This window comes from Thermococcus marinus, assembly GCF_055389025.1.
The window spans coordinates 1,680,029-1,704,245 of the sequence record NZ_AP042417.1; the positions used below are offsets into that span (position 1 = coordinate 1,680,029).

A 24,217-nucleotide genomic window follows, 5' to 3' on the forward strand; every position below is an offset into this window, starting at 1 on the left:
GGCGTCATCCACATTCAGGTGTGGGGGTTACAATGTTGCTGGATAAAATGACACCAGAGTTCACGGCAGAGATTGTCGAAAAGGCTCTTATCGAAAAGGGTCAGAGGTTACCCCATCACAGTCTTCACCGCTGGTGGTCGAGGCGCTTTGCCATTCTCTACAGGGCGATACTGGCCTCATACCTAACAGACTCAAAAGAGCTTGTTCGTGAAAGTCTTGATAACCCAAAGGCCATTGAAATCCTTGCTAGAGGAAAAGTCTTCTATGAGCCGTTCATGGGTGGGGGAACTGGTATAATTGAAGCGGCCATAATGGGCTATCATTCCATAGGGATAGACATCAATCCAGTTGCGGTTAGAATAGCCAAATCAACATCGAATCTGCTTAAAGGCAAAGTAGATGCCAAGGAAATTGAGTCAAAAGGAAAAACTATTCTCAGAAAAACCGAAGAAAAGCTAATTGAAACTGGCTGGTCATGGAATGTGAAAGGAAAGATTGTCTCCTATATCTTTATAACTAAGGGAAAGATTCCGTCGTGGATCGACAAGTACAGCAGAAACGGAAAGCCCATTAGGATTTTAAGATGCCCCTACTGTGGCACTATTTTTGAATCTCCTAGGAGCTCTGAAAAGGAAACGTGCCCACACTGTGGAAGATCCTTTGAGGTAACTCACAAACCGAAGTTTCGCTTGGGCGAAGGATATCCTACCCAGGACGGTTACACTATATGGGCCGCTGAGGTTCGCGAGAGAGATGGGAAAAAATGGAGAAAAAGGGTCCTCGACGCCAGGGAAATCCTAAATTGGCTTCGGGAAAGTCACTTTAAAGCTATGGGAAAAGCGAACAAAGCCCGCAAAATCCTCGATCCAATTCCGCTAGAGGACCTGATGGAAGGGAGAAGGCTAAAGCGTGAGGGCATTAAGCGCTTCTCACAGCTCTTTACCACGAGACAGCTCGCAACTTTCGTTGCCTTTGCCGAGGCCTGCAAGGAACTAGGATTGGATGAAGAGCTCATTGAAATCTTCTCTGTGTTCCTCAGTGAGAGCGCGAAATCGTCAAGCCTTGTCGCTAAGTGGCATTCTCCAATCGGAGAGCCTGTACCGGCGGTTGCCATGAAAACCTACTGGGTTCCTGAGTACACAGTCGAGACTAATCCCCTAGCGAGGGTTCCTGAAAAACTGGCTCCACTCGCTAGAAACGCCTTGGCGTCCTCGATAAGGAGGGCGGTTCGCATAGCCAGTAGCGAGCTTAGGATTAGCAGAGACGTCGCTGTAGAGGCGAAGATAGGCGATGCCAGAACGTTTGTGCCAGACAGGCCCATTGATATAGCGATAGTGGACCCGCCATACATGGACACCGTTAGGAGCTATGCCTCGCTCTCGATAGTTCACTATGGTGCAATGCGCGTGTTCGATGAAATCGTCGGAATATCAAACGATGTAATCCTGGATAATGTGGAAAGGAACGAGATACCCCGCGATAGGACAGGCTTTGGAGAAGCCATGAAGCTTGTATTCTCCAACATTGAGAGGGTTTTAACCCCCAGTGGAAGAGTCGTGCTGTTCTATAACAGAAAATCCGTGATTGACTGGGAGAATATACTTCAGGCTTCCGTTGAGAGCGGACTACATCCGAGCGTTTCCTACTGGGTAATTGGAGAGCCCCCCGGAAGGCTTGCTAGGTCCAGGTTGAGGGGTGTCTTTGTAGTCATACTCACAAGAGAAAAACCTACGAAAAGCAGAATAGTGTTTACCAAACCCTTACAAAGGGCTTCTAATGCTATATTTTTGGATAAGAAAGTTGAAAAGTCAGCCATGAAGGCACTCTCAAATGCAATACGCAGGATTTATAATGATGAGGTGGAGGTAGTGGTTCTCTAAATCATAATTCCTAATCCAATTTTAAGTAGGTTCTTTATTAATAAATCCGCGTCTTTCGAGACCTTCGAAAGGGATACCGGATGAGGAATCTCAAAGAGCGGGTCCCGTGGGTGCCTAAGAATCTCATCCAGAGACTCCTCAAAGGGGTTAATTCCCAATGCCAGGGCTTTCAGAAGAAAATGACCCTCGTAACTTCCCAGCAGAGAGTTGGATTTTTCTACCCATTTTCTGTAGAGCTTAAAGAACATGTCCCCTGTCCACTCCTCCCTGAAGTTCATTTTCGTGTGAAGCACAGTCAGGGCCTTGTTGAAATCCTCGGCCCATAGCCTAAAGTCTCCTTCTCCCACGATTCTACGTTTTCCGCAGTCTCCAGTGCTCCCAAAGTTTAGGAGGTAGTATATCTCTGAACTGAATGGAAGGCGCCCAAAAACGAGGAAGTAGCCCGGTGAAGATCTGCCTCCATAGATACTACTCACATATCCGATAGAGTTGCCCCGGAAGGGAAACACAGCAAGCCCAAGGTAGTAGTCAAGAAGTGCCTCCCCAGGTTCAATCCCCACGTTTATCCCGTCCACGTCGGGAACGAACGTCCTAAAGGGTCCCGCAAAGCGGACGCGCCTTCCGTCCGTCACGAAGGTGTAGGCCCTAGCACGCCTGACATGAAATGTCTCGGGGAAGTAGGGCACCCACTCCGAAGGGGATTTCTCAACTTCCAGAACCATAACTGCTGAGAAGGGAGAAACCACCAATGGCTGATTATCTCTATCAAGAATCGTGAAGATAGAAAGGGGACTGGGAATTATGTTGTTGTAATACCTTTTAGATTTGTCGTGGGGAATACCAAGGGGCTTGGCCCTTAGAACGGCAAAGTACCAAAGAAGTTGGATTAGTTCGAGAGGGATTTTGGAGTCATTAAGAAATTCGTGAACGTTCCCCCAGGTTACAAAACTTCCAGGAAAGTCAGTCCCATAAGATTTGCCCTTTCTTTTGAGAGTTTCTATATGAACGGCACTACTGGACAAATCTATGTCCGCTGTTGTTCGAATGCCCCTAATTATAGGGGTCCCCAACATAACAACGGGATACATTGAATATGACACAAAGAACTCCCTAATTATGTCAGAGCGTAGATCTACAAACCGTTTGTGATATGGGACATAGAGGTCGTAAAGAAAGGGAACGGCCAGGGCGTTGCCCAACCTCTCAAGTTCCGCATCTATTTTGGCAACCTCAGCGAAGAACTCCATTACCAACACCGTCCGAGCTTTATGACGAAACTGTTATAGTTCTCGGACTCAAGGTTCATGTTTGCGGTGGGTTTTATGAGTAGCCACCCGTCGAGACAGTACCACTTGTCGTGCTCGTTCCTGATCTCCATGACTTCAATCCCTGCCTTTCTGAGTTTCTCTCCGTATTCCCGAACGAACTCTGGCCTCGTTGAAAGTTTCACGTGAATTCCCTTCTCGGCTAGCTCAATGAGGGTTTCAATTCCTTCATCATCTAGGTAAGGAGACATTGCTTCCACACTCTCTCTCGCAATGCCGAGGAGCTTTTTAAGGTAGCTCCCCCCAGGTCCGCGAAGGGGATACTCCCCGAGGAGAACCCCAATGGTGAACTCCATAAGCTTTCTCGAAACCGTGTAGGTCTGGCCGAGTCCCTCGGTGCAGCCTCTATCCACTACAACACAGGTTGTACAGCCGTCAATGCAGTAGTTGGGAACTGCCGTGAGGAGAATATCATCGAAGTAGCGGTGGGCCTTCTTGGTGTCTACACCAAGCTCCTTTTCAGCTATCAACTTTTCAAGGTTTGTCTCCCCGGCTGAAGAGAGGAGAAGATGAGTTGATAGGCTATGGACATCGAGTACTAGACCGTTTTCGATGAACTCATTGTAGAGATTTATTATAGCATCTCTAAGGTCTTTAAGATCGTCCTCTCTGGAAACCGATGAGACAACGGACTTGACCCTGTCAGCGTACTGAACCGTATCCTCCTCGTGCTCCCGAAGGAACTCCAGCTCCTTTCTAAAGAATTTCTCGATGAAGTTTTTATAACAGTTTCTGTCTCCGTACCCGTTAGCCTTACACCACTCGTTGAGGGCGCCGATGATGTCTATGGCTCCAATAGGGCTGTTCTCGGCCACGAGAACCAACCCTTCCCTCTCATCGTAGAGGTAAACCAGATTGCTTGTTTCAATCTGGAGCTCCACGGAAACGTAGGAAAGAAACGCGTGGGCTAGGGAGTGGAGTACCGTCTTGGTGGCCCACTCGAGGAACTTCCTGAAATATCTCTTATTGTATGGCATGCTCTTGACGAGGAGGTTCTCCCTCATCCGGAGATATTCCTTGAGTAGACTGCTGCTCCTCTTCCTCAGGAGGTCGTAGGTCCTGAAGCCTTTCTCGGCCTTATCGTAAATGAAGAACTTGGTCAGTAGAACATCACCGAGCTTGACCTCAGGACCGCCTTTCCAAAGCTCATACGTGAGGACCTTGGCAAGCTCAGGAGAACGGAGGGCCCTCTCATCGAGGGCCGTTCTAACGACCAGCTCAAGGAACTCGGGGGCAATTTTGAAGCCTATGACGTTGGTCTTAGGAAGCGACCTTCTGAAGGGAACTTTAAACTTGAACACGACCGGGAGGCCAGATTCGGGCATCGAAAGGTGGGCGGAGGGATACTCCTCCTCAATCCGGACGTTCCTCATGACTATCGGAGACAATAGACCATTGGTGTTTTCAACACCGCTGTAACTCCTCTCAACGTCAAGGAAGACCTTTGGAAAGATGCGTCTCGTCCACTTCCACTTTCTGCCCCCACATTCGTTACCATACTTGCACCATTTACGGAAGGGACACTTCACGTCAAGGGGATCGGTTGAGAGGCCATATCCAGAAGTGCAGTACCACGTGTAGGTGAGGTCTGTGGGCTCGTAGACCTTACCCCTGTGACCTTTTTTCCTAAGCTCGTCAACGTAGATGTCCCTGATACTCTGTTTATTCAGTTTCTTCTCAAGCACTTCCTTAATGAACTCGGAGCCGTACTTTATGTAAACTCTCTCCCGTTTTTTCGGATTGATTGAGACCGCCAGGATTATGTAGCCATCTTTGGCTTCTAAAACACTCACGGGTTTAATCTTAAAGACATGCTCGGGATAGATTGCCCCCATCGTCTCGTGGGTGTCACTAATGGTGGCATCGTGGACAGGGTTTCTTGGATCAAAACCCAAGTCCTTTATTGATTGGGGATGAACGTACATATAGCCCTTGTGATTGTAGTAGTCAGTGTTCTTGATTTTGACGAACCAGACATGGGAACCACTGATGCCATCTCTGTCCTCTAGGGATATCGGCTCGAAGGGGGGATAGCGATAGAAGAGGGTCTGAAGAGGAAGACTTTGCTCATAATAACTCGTCTCTGAATTCTTGGAGGGAAGCTTAATATTAACCTCCCGGTCAACGGGATCGGCCGTGACCGACTTCAAACCAGTCAGAGCGCTCAGGACCTCACCAACATACACCCCGGATTCAGATAGTTCAAGAAGGAGTCTGAGTATGAAGACCGTCCTATCGTCTATGTTTTCAAAGAGATTGGTGGGGTTTGAGACATTATCAAGCACTTGAGCTATGGCGTTGAGTTCATTCGCACGCTCAGTGAGGGTGTCCTCAATGAAATCACGCAACCTACTTGCGTCTCCAAGAAACTTTTTACGATTCTCTTTCTGGGACCTAAGAAGGGACCCCCTCTCGCCCGTCTTGCGAAGTTTGCGTCTTATGCTATCTAAATCATCCTCAACTTCAAGAAGAGTCCTACGAACTTCCCGCAGAACCTTGTAGTGACAATCAACGCATTCCATATCAATTTCATTGCCAGAGTAGCACTTCTCAGAGCCATTCTGACACCTATTAAGTGCTTCAAGAGCTTCTTGCAGTTTAATGATGAGCTCCTCAAGGACCTCTCTAGCCTCCGGACTCTCGATCTCCTGCTCAAAGTTCTTAACGTCCTCCATGAGGTCCTCAATCGCACGCCTCGCCTTTATGACTGCAAAGGGGACCTCGTCCCTAACGCGGGCACTTTCTATTATTTCTTCTACCTCGTCGAGGTCACGGGAGAGTAAATCAACAACGGAACGAATGAGGTCCAGGTAATTGTACTCACCGGTCATAACCCACCCTCCACCTTATCTAGAACCTTCTTGAGGAACTCCACCATCCTGTCCTTACCTTTGAGCGCCTCATCTGAGGCATACGTTGGTTCTCCGGCGAGGGCAAGATTAACAACTGCCTCAGTGAGAAGGTTCCTCACCTTGACCTGCGGATTCTCGGTCGAGACTATGAGCTGTCCTTCGTCCTGTCTCTGCATCGGGTGAAGCTTATCCCAGATGTTTGGATCATAGAGAAGGAACGCCTCAGTGGGCACCTTCTTAGTGAGGATTATGCCCAAGACGGTCCTCATGGACTCCATTGAACGACCGCCCCTTCCAATCCTCTGTCTTAGAGATATTGGGTTCTCAAAGCCAACGTTGAGAATAAAAGAAACCCCATCGTAGTCAACTCCAAGCTCAAGGGACGAGGTCGTCAGAACGGTCGCGAGGTTTGATTTTGGCTCTTTCAGATCCTTTATGATCGCCTCACGCTCCCCCTTAGGAAGCTCGCTATACATCATCGCCACTTTATCAAGGAGTTCCTTGAGGTAAGGACTCTCATTAGTAAAAACGGAGTCAAGGTACCCCCATAGACTTGGAGGAACATAATGGGTATACGAGAATGGGTCGGTGGAAGGCCGTCTATCTCCAAACAGGTAAAGGTGGTCCTTCGGCTCACCGAGGGAGATGTTGTTGTCAAAACCTCTTTTAACCCTGCGTATCTCCTTGATATTCTGTATGAATATTAGAGACTTCGGCCAGTAGTTCTTTCCACCATTGGAGTAGCAGTAGTGGAGGAATGACATGTAGACGGCCCAAAGCTGGGCGTAGGTACTCCACGATACTGTGGGGAGGATGTCATATATTCCCATGAGGACTAGGCGTTTGCCCTTGAACTTAACTCCATAGTCCCCTTCAAGGACCTTGACGTGCTCCCTGAAATCCACGTGGACAACATTGCTCCGACCGGAAAGCCTTTCTGCGAAATCCTTTGGATTGGGAACGGTTGCAGAGGAAAGAACAATGTCCAGAGGCATCTTGCTAACCTTTGCCATCAGCTCGATGTTACCTGCAACGAGGGCCCCTCCAAGGCCTGTGTACTCGTGCGCTTCGTCGAAAACAACCAGGGAGACTTTTTCAAAGTACCTGGCTCCGATGTCTTTTTTTGTGTTATCCAAGAGGCGCGTTTCAAGGGCCCACGTGTTTGTGACGAGAACCGTTGGTGGATTATCGCCCATGTCCCTCCGAAGTGGAACTATGAAGTCGTAAACAACACCATTTTTGGAAACCACGGCTTTTCCATCTCTTATCTCGTAAACGAACTTATTCTTGTCCTTTCCAAGTATGCCCCTGAACGAGTTGGACTCCCTGAGGAACTCTTTAAGTTTACCCAAATCGCGGGGTGTTTCTCCATCTCTGATTCCAAAGGTTATCCTCCGCTCTATGCCGTGCCTCCTAAGAATGTCATTCAATAGCTTTAACATCTCGATAATCCTGCCTGCCTGGTCAACGGAGAGGGCTTTTCGCGGATAAACAAGAACCACGCGCTCCTCAGTACCGTCCATCACAGCTTTGATAAGCTTGGCTATCATGTAGAGGGTAAAGATTTCAGTCTTTCCGGAACCTGTGGGAGCGGTGATTATGAAGGTCTTACCAACAGGGGGATAGCCTTCCCTGAGGAGTCTAGAAAGGGCGAGGGCCTGAAACGCATCGAGACCGCCGTCGCCGAAATGTCTTCTGAGAAACTCCTTGTATATCTCAGCGTATTTCGTCCCATTTTCTCCGAAAAAGCCGACGATGCTCTTCACGAGGACATTTTCAACCTTCTTAAAGCCTTCATCCCTGTAGTGCCTGCCCGGGGAAATCCTGCGGTCCTCATTAGACGGTATGGGAATCTCGTAGAGCGCCAACCTGGGGCTGACCACATAGGGAGGCGAGTTGGGGGAAGTTCTGAGAAACGCACTCCTGATGGCAACGTCCATATGTAGGGAACGGTAGCCGTTTCCGACTTTCACTATGAACCCTCTTTTGACAAGCCCGTTAAAGCATTCATCGGGCCTGTCGGTGTATCTTGAGAAGAGCTGGACTATTCGATCTCTGGAGAAACTCTTAGTCTCAATGCCAAGCTTCAGAGTCCCCGCTTTGTACTCACTGCTCTTTACTTCCGTACTGTTAACATAAACATTAAACTCGGATTTTAAAAGAGCATGGTAACACTTAACATAAATAGCTTCCATGCAATCACCTAGCGTATAAACGCTATTGGGATTTAAAAAGATTCCCCCAACTATTGATCAAAAACACAACAAAGTTTTATAGACTCAACCCGAATGCCAACCATGCACACCCTCCTCAAGAAGGTCATCAAAGAGCGCTTTGGAAGGCTCAACAGGCTCCAGCAAGACGCTTTTAGAGAGGTTAGCTCCGGAAAGAGCGTTTTGATTATCGCCCCAACTGGTTCTGGAAAGACAGAAGCGGCAGTCCTGCCGGTTTTCAACGAGATACTCGAGGAGGGGCTCAAACCTATCTCGGCGCTCTACATAGCTCCCCTCAAGGCCCTCAACAGGGATCTGCTTGAGAGGCTCGAATGGTGGGGAAAGAAGCTAGGGATAACGGTCGAGGTCAGACACGGTGACACTTCGGCTTACAGGAAGGCAAAGCAGACGAAGAACCCCCCGCAGATGCTCATCATAACCCCCGAAACTCTCGCGGTGATTCTGACGGTTAAGTCTCTTAGAAAGCACCTAGAGAACGTGAAGTTCGTGATTGTTGATGAAATCGCTGAACTCGTGGACAACAAGCGCGGGGCGCAGCTCCTCCTAAACCTTGAGCGCCTGGCCGAGATAGCCGACTTCAGAAGGATAGGTATGACTGCAACGGTGGGCAACGAGGACGAGGTGAGAGAGTGGCTGAAGGCGGACGTCATAGTCAGGCCGAGCTGGAAGAAGAGCTACCGCTTCCACGTGCTATATCCAAAGCCTACTGAAAAGGCCATGGAGCTGGCCGAGAAACTGAGCCTCTCGCCAGAGATAGCGGCGAGGCTTAGACTTTTGTGGGAGATAGTCGAGGAGCACGGAAAGGCCCTCATATTCACCAACACGCGCCAGTTCGCGGAGATTTTAGCACACCGCCTCAAGGCCTGGGGAAAGCCTGTTGAGGTTCACCACGGCTCGCTTTCGAGGGAGGCGCGCGTTAAGGCGGAGAGGGCGCTGAAGGAGGGTAAAATCAGGGCGCTGATATGCACCTCTTCAATGGAGCTGGGAATAGACATCGGCGACGTGGACGTCGTAATCCAGTACATGAGCCCGAGGCAGGTCAACAGGCTCGTCCAGCGCGTCGGGAGGGCGAAGCACAGGATTGGCGAGGTCAGCGAGGGCTACATCATAACCTCCAACGTCGAGGACTACCTTCAGAGCCTTGTCATAGCTAAGCACGCCCTCGAAGGCCGCTTTGAGGCGGTCGAGCCGATGGGAGGGCTGGACGTTCTGGCCCACTTTGTTGTCGGCCTGCTCATAGAGTACAAAAAGCTTCCACGCGAGAGGCCCTATGAGATAGCAAGGAGGGCGTACGTTTACAGGGACTTGAGCTGGAGCGACTACCTCGACGTTCTCCGCGTTTTGGAGGACGCTCACTTGGTCGGCTACGACGAGGAGAGCGGCCTGCTCTACCTGAGGCGCGGGGCATTCCAGTACTACTACGAAAACCTCTCGACGATTCCCGATGAGGTCTCATGGAGGGTCTTTGACGCGAAGAGCGGGCACATCATAGGCAGACTGGACGAGAGCTTTGTGATGGATCTGGAGGAGGGTATGGAGTTCGTAATGAACGGGCGGAGCTGGATTGTGCTCAAGATAGACGATGAGGCGAGGCTTCTGAAGGTGCGCGAGAGCAGGAGCCTTGAGAGCGCGATACCGAGCTGGGAGGGTGAGATGATTCCCGTCCCGTTCAGAGTTGCCCTTGACGTCGGCAGACTGAAGAGGGAGCTTGCCTTCGACTTTGAGAAAGCGAAGGATCTCCTGAAAGGGGTCGAGTTCAAAGAGGAGGAACTTAGAAGGGCCTTCGAAGAAATCAAGGACGAACCCTTCTCCACCGACCGCGATATAGTCGTCGAGAGCACGCCGAAGGCTACGATAATCCACGCTGACTTCGGGAACAGGGCGAACGAGGCCCTTGGCCAGCTGGTTCACTCCCTCCTAATCATGAGGTATGGGAGAGTCTTCTCAGTCCGCTCCCAGGCCCACGCGATAGTCTTCAAGACACCGTTCCAGCTAAACCCTGAGGAGGTGAAGGGCTACCTCTACCAGGAGCCAGAGAGTCTGGAGTTCATAGTTTCCCGCGCCATAAGAGACTCCCACGCCTACCGCTGGAGGATGATGAACGTAGCAAAGCGCTTCGGCGCGCTGAGACGGGACGCGAAAATAAGGAGGATTGAAAGGCTCTTCGAGGGCACGGTGATTGAGAAAGAAACACTCAACGAGCTCTACCACGATAAGGTCAACGTGAGGAAGGGTGAGCTCCTGCTTGAAATGCTTAAGCGGGGCACCCTTAGGGTGAAGACCGAGCTGAGGGGAGAGCCATCAACGCTGGCTAAGCTTAACATGAGCGTCGGAGGGGAGTTCCTGCTCTCCGGCGTCCTTGAGAGGGACGAGATACTTGAGCTGTTTAAGAAGAGGCTCCTCGACCACGAGGTCGTTTTAGTCTGCACCAACTGCGGCTGGAACTCGAAGACGAAGGTCTCACGCCTGGAGGAGAGAATTAAGTACTGGGAGTGCCCGCGCTGCGGTTCGAGAATGCTGGCTGTTGCCCACCCGATCGACGCGGAGGAGTTTCTCCCGGTTCTGGAGAAAGTTCGCCATGGAAAACCGTTAGATAAGAAAGAGGAGAGGGTTTACAGGAAGCTCCTGAAGGCGGCAGATCTTATAGACTCATACGGCTTCGACGCCGTCCTCGCCCTGGCGAGCTATGGGACTGGCCCAGACACTGCGGCAAGGATTCTGGGACAGTATAAGGGTGATGCCCTCATCGTAGCCCTGATGGAGCGCGAGAGGCAGTTCATACGGACGAGGCGGTTCTGGGTGGACAGGAAGGAGGAGAAAGAAAAGGAAGACAAGTCTACCCACTGACCTCCTCCCCGCCTTAGCTGAGGGTTCCAACGGATTACCCCCCGCCAACGACGGGGAGGTTTGAGGGTTCATTACCTACTCGTGTTGCCACTTTCGGTTCAGCCCGCGGGCCGGGTCTCCGGCCCAGCGGTTCGGGGTTATCGCTCAAAGGTCACCCTCCAGAGTTTTCAACCGCTCGAAGGCGGTTCTTGAAAAGGACGCTTAACAGCGCCAACCCTCCAACGCTGGAAGGTAACGTGAAACCCCTTTGAGAGAGGTTGTTTTACAGTGGCCTCTTCGAGGCCCTTATTAAACGGGAAATTATTTACTGGTTTCGGTCTAAAAGAGCCAAACCCTCAATTACTGCATCCCCGCCCTAAAGGGCGAGGCTTTCAAAAGAAAAATGTAACTAGCGGGCCCAGACTAAAAGCGAAAAGGAAAGGCTCACGCCCCTTTTCCATAAATCTCGTTGAGGGCCTTCAGGAACTCGCTGGCAGTTACTACATCCCTCACGTCAATGCGCTCGAACTTTGTGTGCGAGATGTCGAGGTTGCCGGGGCCGAACACTATCGTCCTCGTCCCGTTGTACATGAAGTTTATAGCGTCTGTCCAGCTCCTCATTCCGCCGAACTCGTCAAGGCCCGTCCTTTCCATGGCCTGTTTGGCCATCTGGACGATTTCCTCATCGGGTTCAAGGCGGTAGCCGTCCCATATCTCGGTGTACTCGTAGCTCTTGGTGTACTCGTCGAGTATTGGGTCCATTATATCGAGGACGTCCTCGACCTCCTGCTCAGGCAGAAGCCTCGCCTCAAGTCTCCCCCTGCAGAGGGCGGGGATTAGGTAGACGGGGTTCTCACAGACGAGCTCCTGAATTCCTATGTGCGGGTCAAAGAACTCTCCCTTGGCCTTGAAAGGTTCGAGGTTCTTTAGCTTTTCAAGCATCTTGTAGGTCTCTTCAATCGCGTTAACTCCGCTCTCCGGACAGGCACCGTGGGCCTCCTTACCGTCCACCTCAAAGTATGCCTCGATGTTGCCGGCGTGGGCTATGTGCACTTCCAGGTCGGTCGGCTCAAGGACAACCGCCATCTTGGGCTTGTAGCGCTCCATGAAGAGGGCGCTTCCCCTGCCACCCTGCTCCTCGTCGCTGACGAAAACGATGCCGACGTTGAGGTCTTTGCCCTCCTTGCGGAGGTTCTCAAGCATGAGGAGTATCGCGGCGGCACCGCCCTTTATGTCGCTCGCACCGGTTCCGTAGACGATGTTGCCCCTAACGAAGGGCTCGGCCCTGACGGGTATCGTGTCCACGTGCACCTCGTAGAAGAGCTCGGCATTGGGGTTCACGACGAGGTCTATTATCTCGCCGTCGCTCTCTATCGTGACGTCGTAGTCGAGCCTGTGCAGGAACTCCATGATGTGGAGCATTATCCTGTCTTCCTTTCCTGAGGGGGAGGGTATCTTCAAAAGCTGAAGGAGTATCTCCTTCGCTCTCTCGGTCTTCATTTGGGTCACCTAATAGGCTTTTAGGGGGAGGAGTTTATAAACCCACCCGAGTAATACGGCCGGGCGATGAAGAGATTCATCCCTCCTGACGGGGACTCGCTCCCCCCGAGATGAAGACGCGGTCCCCCCTCGAGCCCTTTTGGAGGTGAGAGCTTGGAGAACCTTGAAGTGGTATACCCCGACCTGTTCCCGGTTGAGATTCCGCCGAACACGGTGATGCTGAGGGGCCTTGACTGGGACTCCAACGTCTACCTCTTCCGCTCCGGGAAGGAAGCCCTTGTCGTTGATACCGGCACGGGGGACAACGTTGAGCGCTACTTCTCCCTCTGGCTCAGCGAGGGCTACCTGAACGGCCTCAAAAAGGTCATAATCTTCAACACCCACGAGCACTTCGACCATATTGGCGGAAACCTCAAGATGAAAGAGCTTTTTGAGAAGATGGGTGTTGAGGTTGTTTTCGCCGCCCACCAAAAGACGGCGGAGGTCATTGAGCGCTCCGAGAGCTCGATAATCCTCGACTACGCCTACGGAAAAAGGTTCCCGGGGCATGGGGTTGACCTCAAACTCCAGGACGGCGACTACCTGAGGATTGGTAAGCGAAAACTGCTCCTCCTTCACACGCCGGGCCACACAGCGGGAAGCTCCTGCCTCTACCTTGAAGGAGAGCCGAGCCTTGCATTCACAGGGGACACACTCTTCAAGGGAACAGTCGGGAGGACTGACTTACCCAGCGGAGACCACAGGGCGCTTAGGGGGAGCATCGAAAGGCTGGCGGAGCTTGGGGTTGACTTCGGCCTGCCTGGGCACGGGTGGGTAATAAAGGACTGGCGCGGGAACATCGAGGCCGTGAGGAGGTTCCTATGAGGAAGGGTTCCCTGAAGGAGGTGCTGGCGAAGATTAAGCACGACCCCAGGGAGAACGAGGGGGACTACTACATCGTAATCGAGCACAGGGGGGCATATGGAAACGAGAAAAAGATTCCCGTTGAGCTGATTAAGCTGGGGCACGGCTACTTCTTCATCGGCGAGACGCAGATTCCGTACCACAGGATAATCCGCGTTGTCAGAAAAGATGGAAAGGTAGTTTGGGAAAAGCGCTCAAGAGATTAGCTCAAGCTCCGATGTGATAATCGCCCACTCCTTCTTCTCAAAGGCTTCTGGAATGGCCGTCACTACAAGGTAGCCGTTGTTGAGGGTCGCGAGGTCCTTGACGTATAGCACGAAGTCAAGCGCTTCTTTGAAGCCGAGCTGGCTCGCTAAATAGCCTAGGTTCTGGATAAACACGACTCCCTGCTCTCCCTTTGAGGAGCACTTCTTGAAAAACTTGGAAACCTCTCTCTTCATGTCGAAGATGAGTTCGGGTGGAATACCATCTTCGACGTCAGTCTTTGTTACCCACAGCACTTTTCCAGGACTTTGGACGAACTCGGCGAATTTACGCGGGTTTTCTCGGACAAAGGCAAGGAGAACCCTCGGTCCATCAAGGAAGTCGAGGAGGAAGTACTTCACCTTCTCGTCGTCTGTGAGTAGGTATGCTCCCGAAGTAAGGTCTCGAGGAGACAAATGTCTGCGTTCGAAGGCCTCGATGAGGTCGTAAACGCGCTTGATTTCCTCGTAGTGGAGTTGCTCTATGGCCGCCAGGTCGAGGGCAAGTCTCCGCACTTCTTCGTCCTGTGCAACACTCGCCAGAAGCTCATAGGTATGCTTGGCAAAGAGTTCACTCTCCATACAGTAGCTCAGGGCCGAGAGGTAATCTCTGGCGCTCTCGAACTTCGGATAGAAAGGGTAGACCTCAACGGGAGGGGCATCAACTTTTACCGGCTCCTCTCCGGGGAAGAGCCTGTTAAAGAGCCTGCGGAGCAGCTGCTCGTGCCCCTTGCTCTCTTCGCTCATCTTCTTGAAGAGGGCCTTAACGCTCCTGCGCTCGGCCCGCTTGGCGAGTTCAGCATAATATTCGGCCTCTTCCTCCTCGTTAAAGATGGCATAGCTTAACAGCTCCTTTGCCGATAGGTTCTTCAGGCGGTTTACAATTTCCTTCATGAGCTCACTCGGGTCTTTTTCCATACAGCAATCCCCAGATTAACTGCACCTATCAAGGGAAAAACTTTTCTGCCCCATCTTAAACGACCGACCATGATAGACGCACACGCCCATTTCGAGTTCTACAAAAAGGACGCACCAAGGGTAATAGAGGAGTGCAGGAAGCAGCTCAGGGCGGTAGTGGACTCAATAACCGAGTACCGCAAGGCCCACGTCTGGAAGAGCTGGGAGCTGCTCAGGCCATACTTAGGGTTCGTCGTTCCGACGCTCGGCTACCACCCCAACGAGGCGCGCAGGGGAAACTGGGAGAAGGTGAAAAAAGTCGAGGACTTCATCCGCGAGCACTCGGGAGAGATAGTGGCAATAGGAGAGATAGGCCTCGACTACCACTACGCCGAGAACGAGGCTCAGAGGGAAAACCAGAGGGCCATATTCAGGCACTTCCTTGAGCTTGCCGTTGAACTCGACCTACCAGTTGTGATACACGCGAGGGAGGCCGAAAAAGAGGCCTACGAGCTCGTTCAGAAAGCCGGGGTCAGGGCTTACTTCCACTCCTACGCTGGGAGCGTTGAACTGGCGAAGGAGATAGTCGAGAACGGCCACGTGATAGGGATAAACACGGGGATAGTCTTCATCCCCGAAGTTAAGGCGGTCGCCGAGGCTATCGATGTTGATGCTCTCCTCGTCGAGACCGACAGCCCGTACATGAGCCCCTTCAAGGGGCAGAGAAATACCCCGTGCAACGTCAAAGTCGCCGTTGAGTGGATAGCAAGGCTCCAGGGGCTGGACTTTGAGGAAGTGGAAAGGGAAACAGAGAAAAACGCAATTGAGTTCTTCAATCTGGGGGTGAGGATATGAAAGTGGAAGAAGTTGCGAAAGTGAAGGAGCTCCTCGAAGAGCTCGAAGAGAAAGCCCTGATTGCAAGGGTTGACTCCTTCATGGCGCTGAACGAGGGGCTTGAGACGAAGAAGGGCGAGGACTACATAAGGCTCTCCGTCCTGAGTTTTCTGGAAGGGCTCCTGATGACTCTGAAGATGAAGTATCCTGAGAAAGGAGAGGTTGCGGACTTATATGAGGAAATCAAAGCCAAGAGGGCCGAGCTGGACGAGCTCTTCAGGAAACCAAAGATGCAGAACCTTCAGGGGCCAATGTAAAACTCGGGAAAAAGCTCACCCTCCTGGACGTAGCTCCTCCCCAGATTTAGTGCAGTTTTTGCCCTCTCAAGCTCCCTCCCCAGATAGAAGGCGTGCCTCGGGCTTATCTCGAAGCGCTCAAGGATTGTGTCTATTATCGCGTTCGGCTCCTCGCCGACCACTGTGAGGACGGTCTCGGTTCCGCGGTGAGCGTTTATCCAGATTCTCCCGCCCTCGACCCATATCCTGAAGTAGATTGGTTCGAGCTCGACTGGTCTCTCTCTGGCTTCAACGACCTCTTCGGCAGGCTCAAACCGCCACTCGCTCGCCCTCTTCTCCTTCAGTATGAGCAGGTCGAAGCCGAGGTCTTTCGGTAGGTCAAAGAGGTTCATGTCAATAGCCCTTCTCAGTTCTCTAACCGAGCCTCTCGCTTTGGCGCTGACCTCCGTCGTGAGGAGGAGGTTTATTGAGAGCTCCTTCGCGATTCCAGCCAAGAGGGCGTTTATCCCGACACTGTCAGCGTCGTACAGCTCGACCACGTTGCCGACGCCTGCCAAGAGGACATCGTCCGGGTTTCTCTCCCGGTAGAGCTGGAAGGCAGTGACCGAGCGCGCCAGGTGCGGGACGTGCTCAAGGATTAGGTCGGGGATTACAATCCGGTAGCCCAAATCGAGGGCCATCTCCTTGAGCCTTTCAAGGAACTCGGCCCTCTCCCAGGGCTTAGCTGGGAAAAAGCCCTCTCTCTGGTTGGTGGGAATGAGGACGACGGGCTTTTCCGTCACGAGCTCCTCAAGGTTGCCCTCATCAACGCTCAGAAACAGGTCGGCGCAGTCAAGGGCCCTCTTAATTTCTTTCGTGTTGAGGGAGTCAAAGCTCACCGGCACGTCGAAGCCGTTGTCCTTGAGCCTCTCGCGGATTTCAGGGATTGAGTCAACGAAATCGAGGTTGGCCTCGCTGGCCACCATCCCAATGTCAATTATGTCCGCCCCCTCTCGCAGGTAGTATAGGGCCTTCTCGACGGTCTTTTCGACGCCGAGCTTTGGCGCGTCAACGACTTCTCCCAGAATCCTTGCCGGGAAGTCCTTTCCAGCAGGAAGGTTCCCGATGAGAACGTTCCCCGGCTTTTTGAGGGCCTTCTCAATGTACCGTTTGTTCCTGGTCTTGTTTCTGATGTCCTCAACTTTCTTGAGGGCGTCAAAGGAGAAGAGCTCGTCCGCAGGCTTTTCCCTGCTCAGTTTGAAGCCCTCTTTTAGGGCTTTGAGCGTCTGGGGAATGTCTATGGCGTTCTTCGGCCCCTTGAACGTTGGAACTCCTATTTCGTCCTCGATGGGCTGAGCGGAGCCCCTGACGAGGCCGGGAATAAGAATCAGGTCGTAGTCCTCGCTTTTCACGCCAGCTCTCTTCAGGTAGCGGACTATTAGTTCGGGGGTAAGGAATGCCGCCACACTGACCGGCGTGACAAAGACGTCGCAGCCCTTTCCGTACTCCCTCACGAGGGGTTCGGCGAGTTTGCCGGTAACGAGGAGGATTCTCATGGTAATCCCTTCGGGCAGGGGTTTAAAAGCCCTCGGCCGGTAGGTGGCTCGTCACCGCTCAGTCGGGAGTAGCTCGTCATCGGGCTGGCCTCACAGGTAGGGGGCAAAGAGCAGGTCTTCAAGCTTTCCACCGGCCCTTCTAAATGTGCTCACGCTCCAGCCGACGTTCCCTACCTTTTCGGGTCTGTGGGCATCGCTGGCAAAGGTCAGCTTGACGCCCCTCTTTATGCACTCCCTCACGAAATCCACATCCGGGACGCGGTAGCGCGAGCTTATCTCAAAGGCCTTTCCCTTCTCCGCTGCCAGCTCTATGAGCTCCAAAAGCTCGTCCCACGACGGATAGCCGATGTACGGGAAGCTCGCTCCAAAGTGGCCGATGACGTCAACGTCCTCGTCGAGGAGCGCAGTCTTGACGAGCTCGACGTACTGGTCGGGCCTGTCCACCCACTCATGGACGCTCGCTATCACGAAGTCCAGCTTCCCCGCGGCCCATGCAGGCACGTCCACACCGTTGGGCGTTATGTTGGCCTCAATTCCAGCCAGAACCGTTATTTCACTGTCTTCGGCCCAGCGCCTTATTTCACTCAGATAGGCGTTGAAGCTGCCCCCCAGGACGTAGTGGCTGTGGTCAGTTATCGCAACGAGTGAGAGGCCCTTCCTTTCGGCCTCGGCTATGTTCTCGAAGACCTCCCCAAGCCCGTCCGAGTGGAGCGTGTGGGTGTGCGAGTCGTGAATCATGTTTTAACCTCCCCCGGAGCTTTAAAAAAGGTTGTGGACAAAAAATCCAACGTAAAGACAAACCTTGAGTTTTGACAACCTTTAAATACGACAAGGGGAAACCCTATCCGGTGGTGTCAATGGTCGAGCGCTCAAAAGTTCGCGTCGTCATAGCGAAGCCCGGTCTCGATGGCCACGACAGGGGTGCAAAGGTCGTCGCAAGGGCCCTTAAGGAAGCCGGGTATGAGGTCATTTACACGGGAATAAGGCAGACCCCGGAGCAGATAGTTGAGACGGTTGTCCAGGAAGACGCCGCGGTTCTCGGCATAAGCATCCTCTCAGGTGCGCACATGGTGCTGATACCGAAGATAATCAGGCTCCTTGAGGAGAGGGGGATAAAACCAAACGAGGACATCGTGATTTTCGCAGGGGGCATAATCCCGCCCGACGACGCCGAGGAGCTCAAGAAGATGGGCGTCGCCGAGGTCTTCGGCCCGGGGACCTCGCTCAAGACCATCATCGAGTTCGTGGATAGGGCCGTTGAGAACCTCAAGCGCTTCAGGGCTTAACTTTATATCCCCTTTGGATAATTTCTCCAGGGATGCAAAATGGAGAGTCTCAACTCCCTCGTCCAGTCCGCGCTCTCAGGCGACAAGAAAGCCATAGCAAGGCTCATAACCATCGTGGAAAACGATGAGGAGAAAGCGCGGGAAGTCGTCAAAAAAATTTACCCCCTCACCGGAAAGGCGTACGTCGTGGGCATAACCGGGCCACCGGGTTCAGGAAAATCAACGCTCCTCGATAAGCTCATCAAGCTTGCGAGGGACGAAGGGCACAGGGTTGGCGTAATAGCCATTGACCCGACGTCCCCCTTTACAGGCGGGGCTCTTCTCGGCGACAGATTGAGAATGCAGAGGCACTCGACCGACCCTGACGTTTTCATCAGGAGCATGGCAACGCGCGGTTCCCTAGGTGGTCTGGCGAAGGCCACGAACGACGCAGTGAAGGTTCTTGACGCGGCCGGCTACGACTTGATATTCGTTGAAACCGTCGGAGTCGGTCAGATTGAGGTTGACATCGTTAAGACCGCCGACACCGTCGTTCTCGTAACCGTCCCAGGCCTCGGCGACGAGGTTCAGGCCATTAAGGCCGGCCTCATGGAGGTGGCAGACATATTCGCCATCAACAAGGCCGACAGGGAAGGCGTTGAGATGGTCTACCTGGAGCTCAAGATGGCCATTGAGTTCGAGAGGGAGAAGTGGAAGGGGCTTGGCTGGGAACCCCCGATAGTCGAGACAACAGCTTTTACCCTCAAGGGCGTCAGGCCCCTCTGGGAGGCGATAAAGAGGCACAGGAAGCACATGGAGGAGAGCGGAAGGCTGAGGGAGAGGAGGGCCTTCCGCGCGAGGGAGGAAGTGAAGACCATCATCGCCTCCACCATAGCGGGCAAGGTCGAGGAGAAGCTTGAGAGGGGAGAAGCGAGGGAGCTTATCGAGGAGGTAGTTGAGAGGAAGCTCGACCCGTATTCCGCGTCTCAAATCGTGATGGAGAAGCTTAAGGAGGAACTATGGGGGTGATTCCATGTTCAGGAAGATAGACCACGTTGGTATAGCCGTCAAGAACCTCGACGAGGCCATAAAGGTCTGGGAGGGGCTTGGCCTCAAGGTCGAGGAGATCGAGGAAGTGCCCGACCAGAAGGTTAGAACTGCCATAATCCACATCGGCGAGAGCAGGATTGAGCTCCTTGAGCCGACCGCCGAGGACTCGCCGATAGCGAAGTTCATAGCCAAGCGCGGTGAGGGGATACACCACATAGCCCTCGGCGTTACTAACATTGAAGAGCACCTCAAGGAGCTCAAGGATAAGGGCTACCGCCTCATAGACGAGGAGCCGAGGATTGGTGCCGGTGGGGCAAAGATAGCCTTCGTCCACCCCAAGTCGGTAACCGGCGTCCTTCTCGAACTCTGTGAGAGGAATGAATGAGTCCCACAGGGGACAAAACTCCTTTTTTCTTTTGTATTTAGTACAAACCTACCATAATGATACCAGTAACATTTATAAGGCGAACATAATAAGTGCCAACGTAATCACCCCAATGTTCCGATGAGTTTTGTTGTACGGCAGGAAGTGATGTCTTATGCTCATGAGAGGCAGAACTCAGAGTAAAATTCCAAGAGTCCTCAACTACACTCATCTGCCCAGACTTATTAGCCTCACCCCTGATAGAAAAATCCTCATAACAAGAAAAATTCCAGGTGAGTTCTCTAACTCCAATGTTGTCCATATCTGGGTCACAAAGCTGAGGCACCCCCAGGCAGTCGAACCTACAAACCTCCACATCATTGAACAGAGGGTGTGGGACCTTCTTTCCACTGGGGGCGCCAAAAGTGTAATCCTCGACGCCTTTGAATACCTTCTTCTCGAAAACGGGCTTGAAAAGACCCTGCGGTTCGTTGGAAAACTCAGAGACATTGCCCTTCTCTCGAATGCGGACTTCTACGTGACGGTTGGAGATGGCGTTGATGAAAGGGTTCTCGCCATGCTGAAGAGAATCGTTGAGTGAGGTTTATATATCACCGTTTCCCCTTCTCCACTTAGGTGTGAGCTATGCCTTACATTGAGAAAATAGAAATGAAGGGTTTCAAATCTTATGGTAACAAAAAGGTCGTTGTTCCACTCGCAAAGGGTTTTACTGCAATAGTGGGGGCCAACGGTTCTGGAAAGAGCAACATCGGTGACGCCGTTCTCTTCGTTCTCGGTGGGCTTTCAGCGAAGGCAATGCGCGCCAGCAGGATAAGCGACCTAATCTTTGCGGGCTCAAAGGGGGAACCGCCGGCCAAATACGCCGAAGTTGCCATGTACTTCAACAACGAGGACAGGGGCTTTCCGATTGACGAGGACGAGGTCGTCATCAAGAGGCGCGTTTACAAGGACGGAAGGAGCACGTACTGGCTCAACGGGAAGAGGGCAACGAGGAGCGAGATAATAGACCTCCTCAGCTCCGCGATGATTTCGCCCGAGGGCTACAACATCGTCCTCCAGGGTGACATCACAAAGTTCATCAAGATGTCTCCCACTGAGAGAAGGCTCATCATAGACGACATTTCCGGAATCGCGGAATACGATTCCAAGAAGGAGAGGGCATTAAAGGAGCTCAAGCAGGCAGAGGAGAACCTCGCGCGCGTTGACCTGCTCATAAGGGAGGTTAAAGCCCAGCTCGACAAGCTGGAAAAGGAGAGGAACGATGCCCTCCGCTACCTCGACCTTAAGGAGCGCGTTGAGAGGGCCAAAGTCACGCTCGTCCTCGGGGAGATAAAGAGGCTTGAAAAGATAATTGAGGACGAAAGCGCCAGGGACAAGGAGATAGAGGCGGAAGTTGAGGCCCTAAACGCCAAGCTCAAGGAGGTAGCAAAGGAGATAGTTGCCAAGGAAAAGGAGCTCGCGGAGGTCGAGAGGGAGCTCGAAGAGAAGAGCGAGGACGGGATACTTGAGGTAACGAGGCGGATAAGCGAGGTTCAGTCAAAGATTGAGATGGCCAAAAGGAACATCGAGAACGCGAGGAGGGAAATCGAGGAAAGCCAGAGGCGCCTCACCAAGGCCAAGGGCGAGGTAAAAAGAATCGGAGAAGAGATAGAGAAGAGCAGGAACGCCATAAAGCGCTGGTCGAAGAGGCAGGAGAAGCTCCTGGCAGAGGTAAAGACGCTTGAAGCGAGCAGGAACGAGCTCGTGATAAAGCTCGGCGAGATCGACAGGCGCTATTCTATCGCGAGGGAAGAGTTTGACAGGGTCGTTGAGGAGCTCGAAGACGCCAAGAAGGGCCTCTACCAGAAGGAGAGCGAGATTGGAAAGTTCACGGAGGAAATCGAGAGAGCAAAAGCAAGGATTACCCAGGCCAACCTGAAGAGGAACGCCCTCCGCGAGAGGATTGAGGAGACCAAGAGGGCCCTTGAGGAAAAGCGCTCCGAGCTGTCCGATGTCGAGGGGAAGCTCTCAAAGGCCGAGGCAAGGCTGAGAAAGCTTGAGAAGGAGCTGGAAGAGAAGACGGCAAAGCTCAGGAAGCTCGAGCCTGAGCTTGCCACGGCCAGGGAAGAGCTCATAAAGGCCGAGGCCCAGAGGGAGGCCCGCGGCAACCGTGCCGTCGAGTTCCTCAAAAACAGCAACATCCCAGGCCTATATGGGACTCTGGGCGAGCTGATAACCGTTGGGGATGGGAAGTACGCTCTAGCGGTAGAGGTTGCGCTCGGCGGAAACTACGATAACGTTGTTGTTGAGGACGATAAGGTCGCGGAGAAGGCCATCAAGCTGCTCAAGGAGAAGAAGCTCGGAAGACTGACCTTCCTCCCACTCAACAAGATAAAGCCCCGCTCGATGAGGGAAAAGCCTTCCCTCGGAATCCCTGCCATAGACGTTGTGAGCTACGACCCGCGCTTCAAGAACGCCGTAGCATATGCCCTCGGCGACACCCTTATCGTGGAGGACATGGACGAGGCCAGGAGCGTCGGCATCGGCAGGGTCAGAATGGTAACGCTCGGAGGAGAGCTCCTCGAAAGGAGCGGTGCAATAACAGGAGGACACTACAGGCCGAGGGGCAGGCTCGGAATCAACGTGGACGAGATTAAAGCAAAGGTCGAAAGGCTTGAGCGCGAGAGAGAGACCGTTGAGGCCGAGGTCAACTCGCTGAAGGCCGAGAGGAGGGGGCTTGAGAACACCATCTTTGAGCTCCGCATGAGGAAGAGCGAGCTGTCCAAGGACCTGCAGGTTCTCCAGCGCGACCTTGAGAGGCTCCTCGCGGAGGACAGAGCCCTTAAAGAGGAAATCGAGGAGAGCGAGAAGCTCATAGAGACCCTCACTGCGAAAATCGAAGGGGCAAAGGGCGAGATGGCAAAGCTCCGCGGAAGGATTGAGAGGCTCGAAAAGAAGAGGGAGAAGCTCAGGAAGGCCCTCGACAACCCCGAGGCACGGGAGCTGAACGCAAAGATAAGGGAAGTCGAAGGGGAAATCTCCAAGCTCAAAGAGGAGCTCAGCAGGGTGGAGAGCAAGCTTGAGGGCCTTGAGAGCAGGATAAACGAGGAGCTGCTCCCGAGAAAGGCCGACCTTGAAGAGGAAATCGAGGGACTGGTCAATAAGATAAGCGCCCTGCAGGCCAACATAAGGGAGAACGAGGGGGCGATAAAGAAGTTCGAAGCCGAGCTCGAGGAGCTGAAGAAGGCCGAGGAGAACGTGAAGGACGAGCTCAAGGAGCTCCGCGAGAGGCGCGAGAGGCTGAGGAAGGAGATCGCCGAGCTGAGAAAGGAAAAGGACGAGCTGAGCGCGAGGCTCCAAGAGCTCAGGATAGAGGCCAACACCCTGAGGATAAAACTCGCCCAGGCGGAGACAACGTTGAAGGAAAAGAAGGCCGAGCTCAAGCACTTCGACGCGAAGCTGATTAAGTCAATAAAGGAAATCCCGCTGGAGCTTGAGGCGCTGAGGGAAGAGATTGAGCGCATGGAGGAGGAGATACGCGCCCTTGAGCCCGTCAACATGAAGGCCATCGAGGACTTCGAGGTCGTTGAGAGAAGATACCTTGAGCTCAAGAGCAAGCGCGAGCAGGTTCTGGCCGAGAAGGAGAGCATAGAAGAGTTCATAGAGGAGATAGAGGGGCAGAAGAAGCAGGTGTTCCTCCAGACGCTCGAGGCCATAGCCAAGAACTTCTCGGAGCTCTTCGCCAAGCTCTCACCGGGAGGAGAGGCCAGGCTGATCCTTGAGAACCCGGACGACCCGTTCGCGGGCGGTCTTGAGATTGAGGCGAAACCAGCTGGCAAGGACGTCAAGAGGATTGAAGCGATGAGCGGCGGTGAGAAGGCGATAATAGCGCTGGCCTTCGTCTTTGCCATACAGCGCTACAAGCCCGCACCGTTCTACCTACTCGACGAGATAGATGCGCACCTCGATGATGCAAACGTCAAGCGCGTCGCTGACCTTATCAAGGAGGCCTCGCAGGAGAGCCAGTTCGTCGTCATCACCCACCGCGACGTCATGATGGCCAACGCAGACAGGATTATCGGCGTGACGATGAGGAACGGCGTCTCAAAGGTCGTCTCCCTCAGCCTTGAGAAGGCGAGGAAAATCCTTGAGGAGATAAGGAGGAAGAGCGACGAGGAGCACAGAGAAATGTTTGGGCGCGTGGAGGGCTGAGG

Annotated in this window: 18 protein-coding genes; 11 read left to right on the top strand and 7 right to left on the bottom strand. The window is 52.9% G+C overall.

The window, feature by feature from the left end:
* Positions 1-32 precede the first annotated feature (32 nt).
* Positions 33-1,880 (top strand): hypothetical protein, encoded by a 1,848-nt coding sequence (locus ACZ5ER_RS09320; protein WP_464934285.1) that lies wholly within the window; start codon positions 33-35, stop codon positions 1,878-1,880.
* Here the strand turns inward: ACZ5ER_RS09320 and ACZ5ER_RS09325 are convergent.
* The 3 genes from ACZ5ER_RS09325 to ACZ5ER_RS09335 are packed head-to-tail and all read right to left on the bottom strand — an operon-like array spanning position 1,877 to position 8,252.
* Positions 1,877-3,127 (bottom strand): hypothetical protein, encoded by a 1,251-nt coding sequence (locus ACZ5ER_RS09325; RefSeq protein ID WP_464934286.1) that lies wholly within the window; start codon positions 3,125-3,127, stop codon positions 1,877-1,879. The genes ACZ5ER_RS09320 and ACZ5ER_RS09325 overlap by 4 nt on opposite strands.
* Positions 3,127-6,036 (bottom strand): hypothetical protein, encoded by a 2,910-nt coding sequence (locus ACZ5ER_RS09330; protein WP_464934287.1) that lies wholly within the window; start codon positions 6,034-6,036, stop codon positions 3,127-3,129. The genes ACZ5ER_RS09325 and ACZ5ER_RS09330 overlap by 1 nt, the downstream gene beginning before the upstream one ends.
* Positions 6,033-8,252, bottom strand: coding sequence for a DEAD/DEAH box helicase (locus ACZ5ER_RS09335; RefSeq protein WP_050003663.1), 2,220 nt, complete (start codon positions 8,250-8,252; stop codon positions 6,033-6,035). The genes ACZ5ER_RS09330 and ACZ5ER_RS09335 overlap by 4 nt, the downstream gene beginning before the upstream one ends.
* Before the next feature lie 102 nt (positions 8,253-8,354).
* Here ACZ5ER_RS09335 and ACZ5ER_RS09340 point away from each other — a divergent pair, with 102 nt between their 5' ends.
* The gene (locus ACZ5ER_RS09340) at positions 8,355-11,138 is read left to right on the top strand and encodes a DEAD/DEAH box helicase (protein WP_464935186.1); all 2,784 of its coding nucleotides are present in this window, start codon (positions 8,355-8,357) and stop codon (positions 11,136-11,138) included.
* 423 nt (positions 11,139-11,561) lie between these two features.
* Here the strand turns inward: ACZ5ER_RS09340 and ACZ5ER_RS09345 are convergent, their stop codons facing one another.
* Positions 11,562-12,617, bottom strand: coding sequence for a M20/M25/M40 family metallo-hydrolase (locus ACZ5ER_RS09345; protein ID WP_464934288.1), 1,056 nt, complete (start codon positions 12,615-12,617; stop codon positions 11,562-11,564).
* Between the two features lie 153 nt (positions 12,618-12,770).
* Between ACZ5ER_RS09345 and ACZ5ER_RS09350 the strand changes: the two genes are divergently transcribed.
* Both ACZ5ER_RS09350 and ACZ5ER_RS09355 read left to right on the top strand, forming a co-directional pair.
* Positions 12,771-13,481 carry an MBL fold metallo-hydrolase gene (locus tag ACZ5ER_RS09350; protein WP_050003666.1) on the top strand — a complete coding sequence of 237 codons (711 nt, stop codon included), beginning with the start codon at positions 12,771-12,773 and terminating at the stop codon, positions 13,479-13,481.
* Positions 13,478-13,726, top strand: a complete 249-nt coding sequence (locus ACZ5ER_RS09355) for a DUF504 domain-containing protein (protein ID WP_050003667.1) — start codon at positions 13,478-13,480, stop codon at positions 13,724-13,726. The genes ACZ5ER_RS09350 and ACZ5ER_RS09355 overlap by 4 nt, the downstream gene beginning before the upstream one ends.
* Here the strand turns inward: ACZ5ER_RS09355 and ACZ5ER_RS09360 are convergent.
* On the bottom strand, positions 13,715-14,656 hold the full coding sequence (locus tag ACZ5ER_RS09360; protein ID WP_227738715.1) for a DUF835 domain-containing protein: 942 nt from the start codon (positions 14,654-14,656) through the stop codon (positions 13,715-13,717). The two genes, ACZ5ER_RS09355 and ACZ5ER_RS09360, sit on opposite strands and share 12 nt — an antisense overlap.
* Positions 14,657-14,749: 93 nt before the next feature.
* On the opposite strand from ACZ5ER_RS09360, the gene ACZ5ER_RS09365 reads away from it, so the two are divergent.
* Positions 14,750-15,514, top strand: coding sequence for a YchF/TatD family DNA exonuclease (locus ACZ5ER_RS09365; protein ID WP_464934289.1), 765 nt, complete (start codon positions 14,750-14,752; stop codon positions 15,512-15,514).
* Positions 15,511-15,810 carry a DUF3216 domain-containing protein gene (locus tag ACZ5ER_RS09370; RefSeq protein WP_464934290.1) on the top strand — a complete coding sequence of 100 codons (300 nt, stop codon included), beginning with the start codon at positions 15,511-15,513 and terminating at the stop codon, positions 15,808-15,810. Before ACZ5ER_RS09365 ends, ACZ5ER_RS09370 begins: the two co-directional genes overlap by 4 nt.
* Here the strand turns inward: ACZ5ER_RS09370 and ACZ5ER_RS09375 are convergent.
* Positions 15,795-17,324, bottom strand: a complete 1,530-nt coding sequence (locus tag ACZ5ER_RS09375; protein WP_464934291.1) for a dihydropteroate synthase-like protein — start codon at positions 17,322-17,324, stop codon at positions 15,795-15,797. The two genes, ACZ5ER_RS09370 and ACZ5ER_RS09375, sit on opposite strands and share 16 nt — an antisense overlap.
* 90 nt (positions 17,325-17,414) lie before the next feature.
* Positions 17,415-18,062, bottom strand: a complete 648-nt coding sequence (locus ACZ5ER_RS09380; protein ID WP_081947240.1) for a PHP domain-containing protein — start codon at positions 18,060-18,062, stop codon at positions 17,415-17,417.
* 119 nt (positions 18,063-18,181) lie between these two features.
* On the opposite strand from ACZ5ER_RS09380, the gene ACZ5ER_RS09385 reads away from it, so the two are divergent.
* From ACZ5ER_RS09385 to smc, 5 genes are all read left to right on the top strand, one after another.
* Positions 18,182-18,610, top strand: a complete 429-nt coding sequence (locus ACZ5ER_RS09385; protein ID WP_464935187.1) for a cobalamin B12-binding domain-containing protein — start codon at positions 18,182-18,184, stop codon at positions 18,608-18,610.
* A gap of 39 nt (positions 18,611-18,649) precedes the next feature.
* Positions 18,650-19,618 (top strand): methylmalonyl Co-A mutase-associated GTPase MeaB, encoded by a 969-nt coding sequence (meaB, locus tag ACZ5ER_RS09390; RefSeq protein ID WP_464934292.1) that lies wholly within the window; start codon positions 18,650-18,652, stop codon positions 19,616-19,618.
* Positions 19,619-19,622: 4 nt separating this feature from the next.
* Positions 19,623-20,024: a methylmalonyl-CoA epimerase gene (mce, locus tag ACZ5ER_RS09395; protein WP_050003674.1), complete on the top strand. Its 402-nt coding sequence runs from the start codon at positions 19,623-19,625 to the stop codon at positions 20,022-20,024.
* Positions 20,025-20,178: 154 nt separating this feature from the next.
* Positions 20,179-20,604: a DUF835 domain-containing protein gene (locus ACZ5ER_RS09400; RefSeq protein WP_464934293.1), complete on the top strand. Its 426-nt coding sequence runs from the start codon at positions 20,179-20,181 to the stop codon at positions 20,602-20,604.
* 44 nt (positions 20,605-20,648) lie between these two features.
* On the top strand, positions 20,649-24,215 hold the full coding sequence (smc, locus tag ACZ5ER_RS09405; protein ID WP_464934294.1) for a chromosome segregation protein SMC: 3,567 nt from the start codon (positions 20,649-20,651) through the stop codon (positions 24,213-24,215).
* The last annotated feature ends 2 nt before the right edge of the window (positions 24,216-24,217 follow it).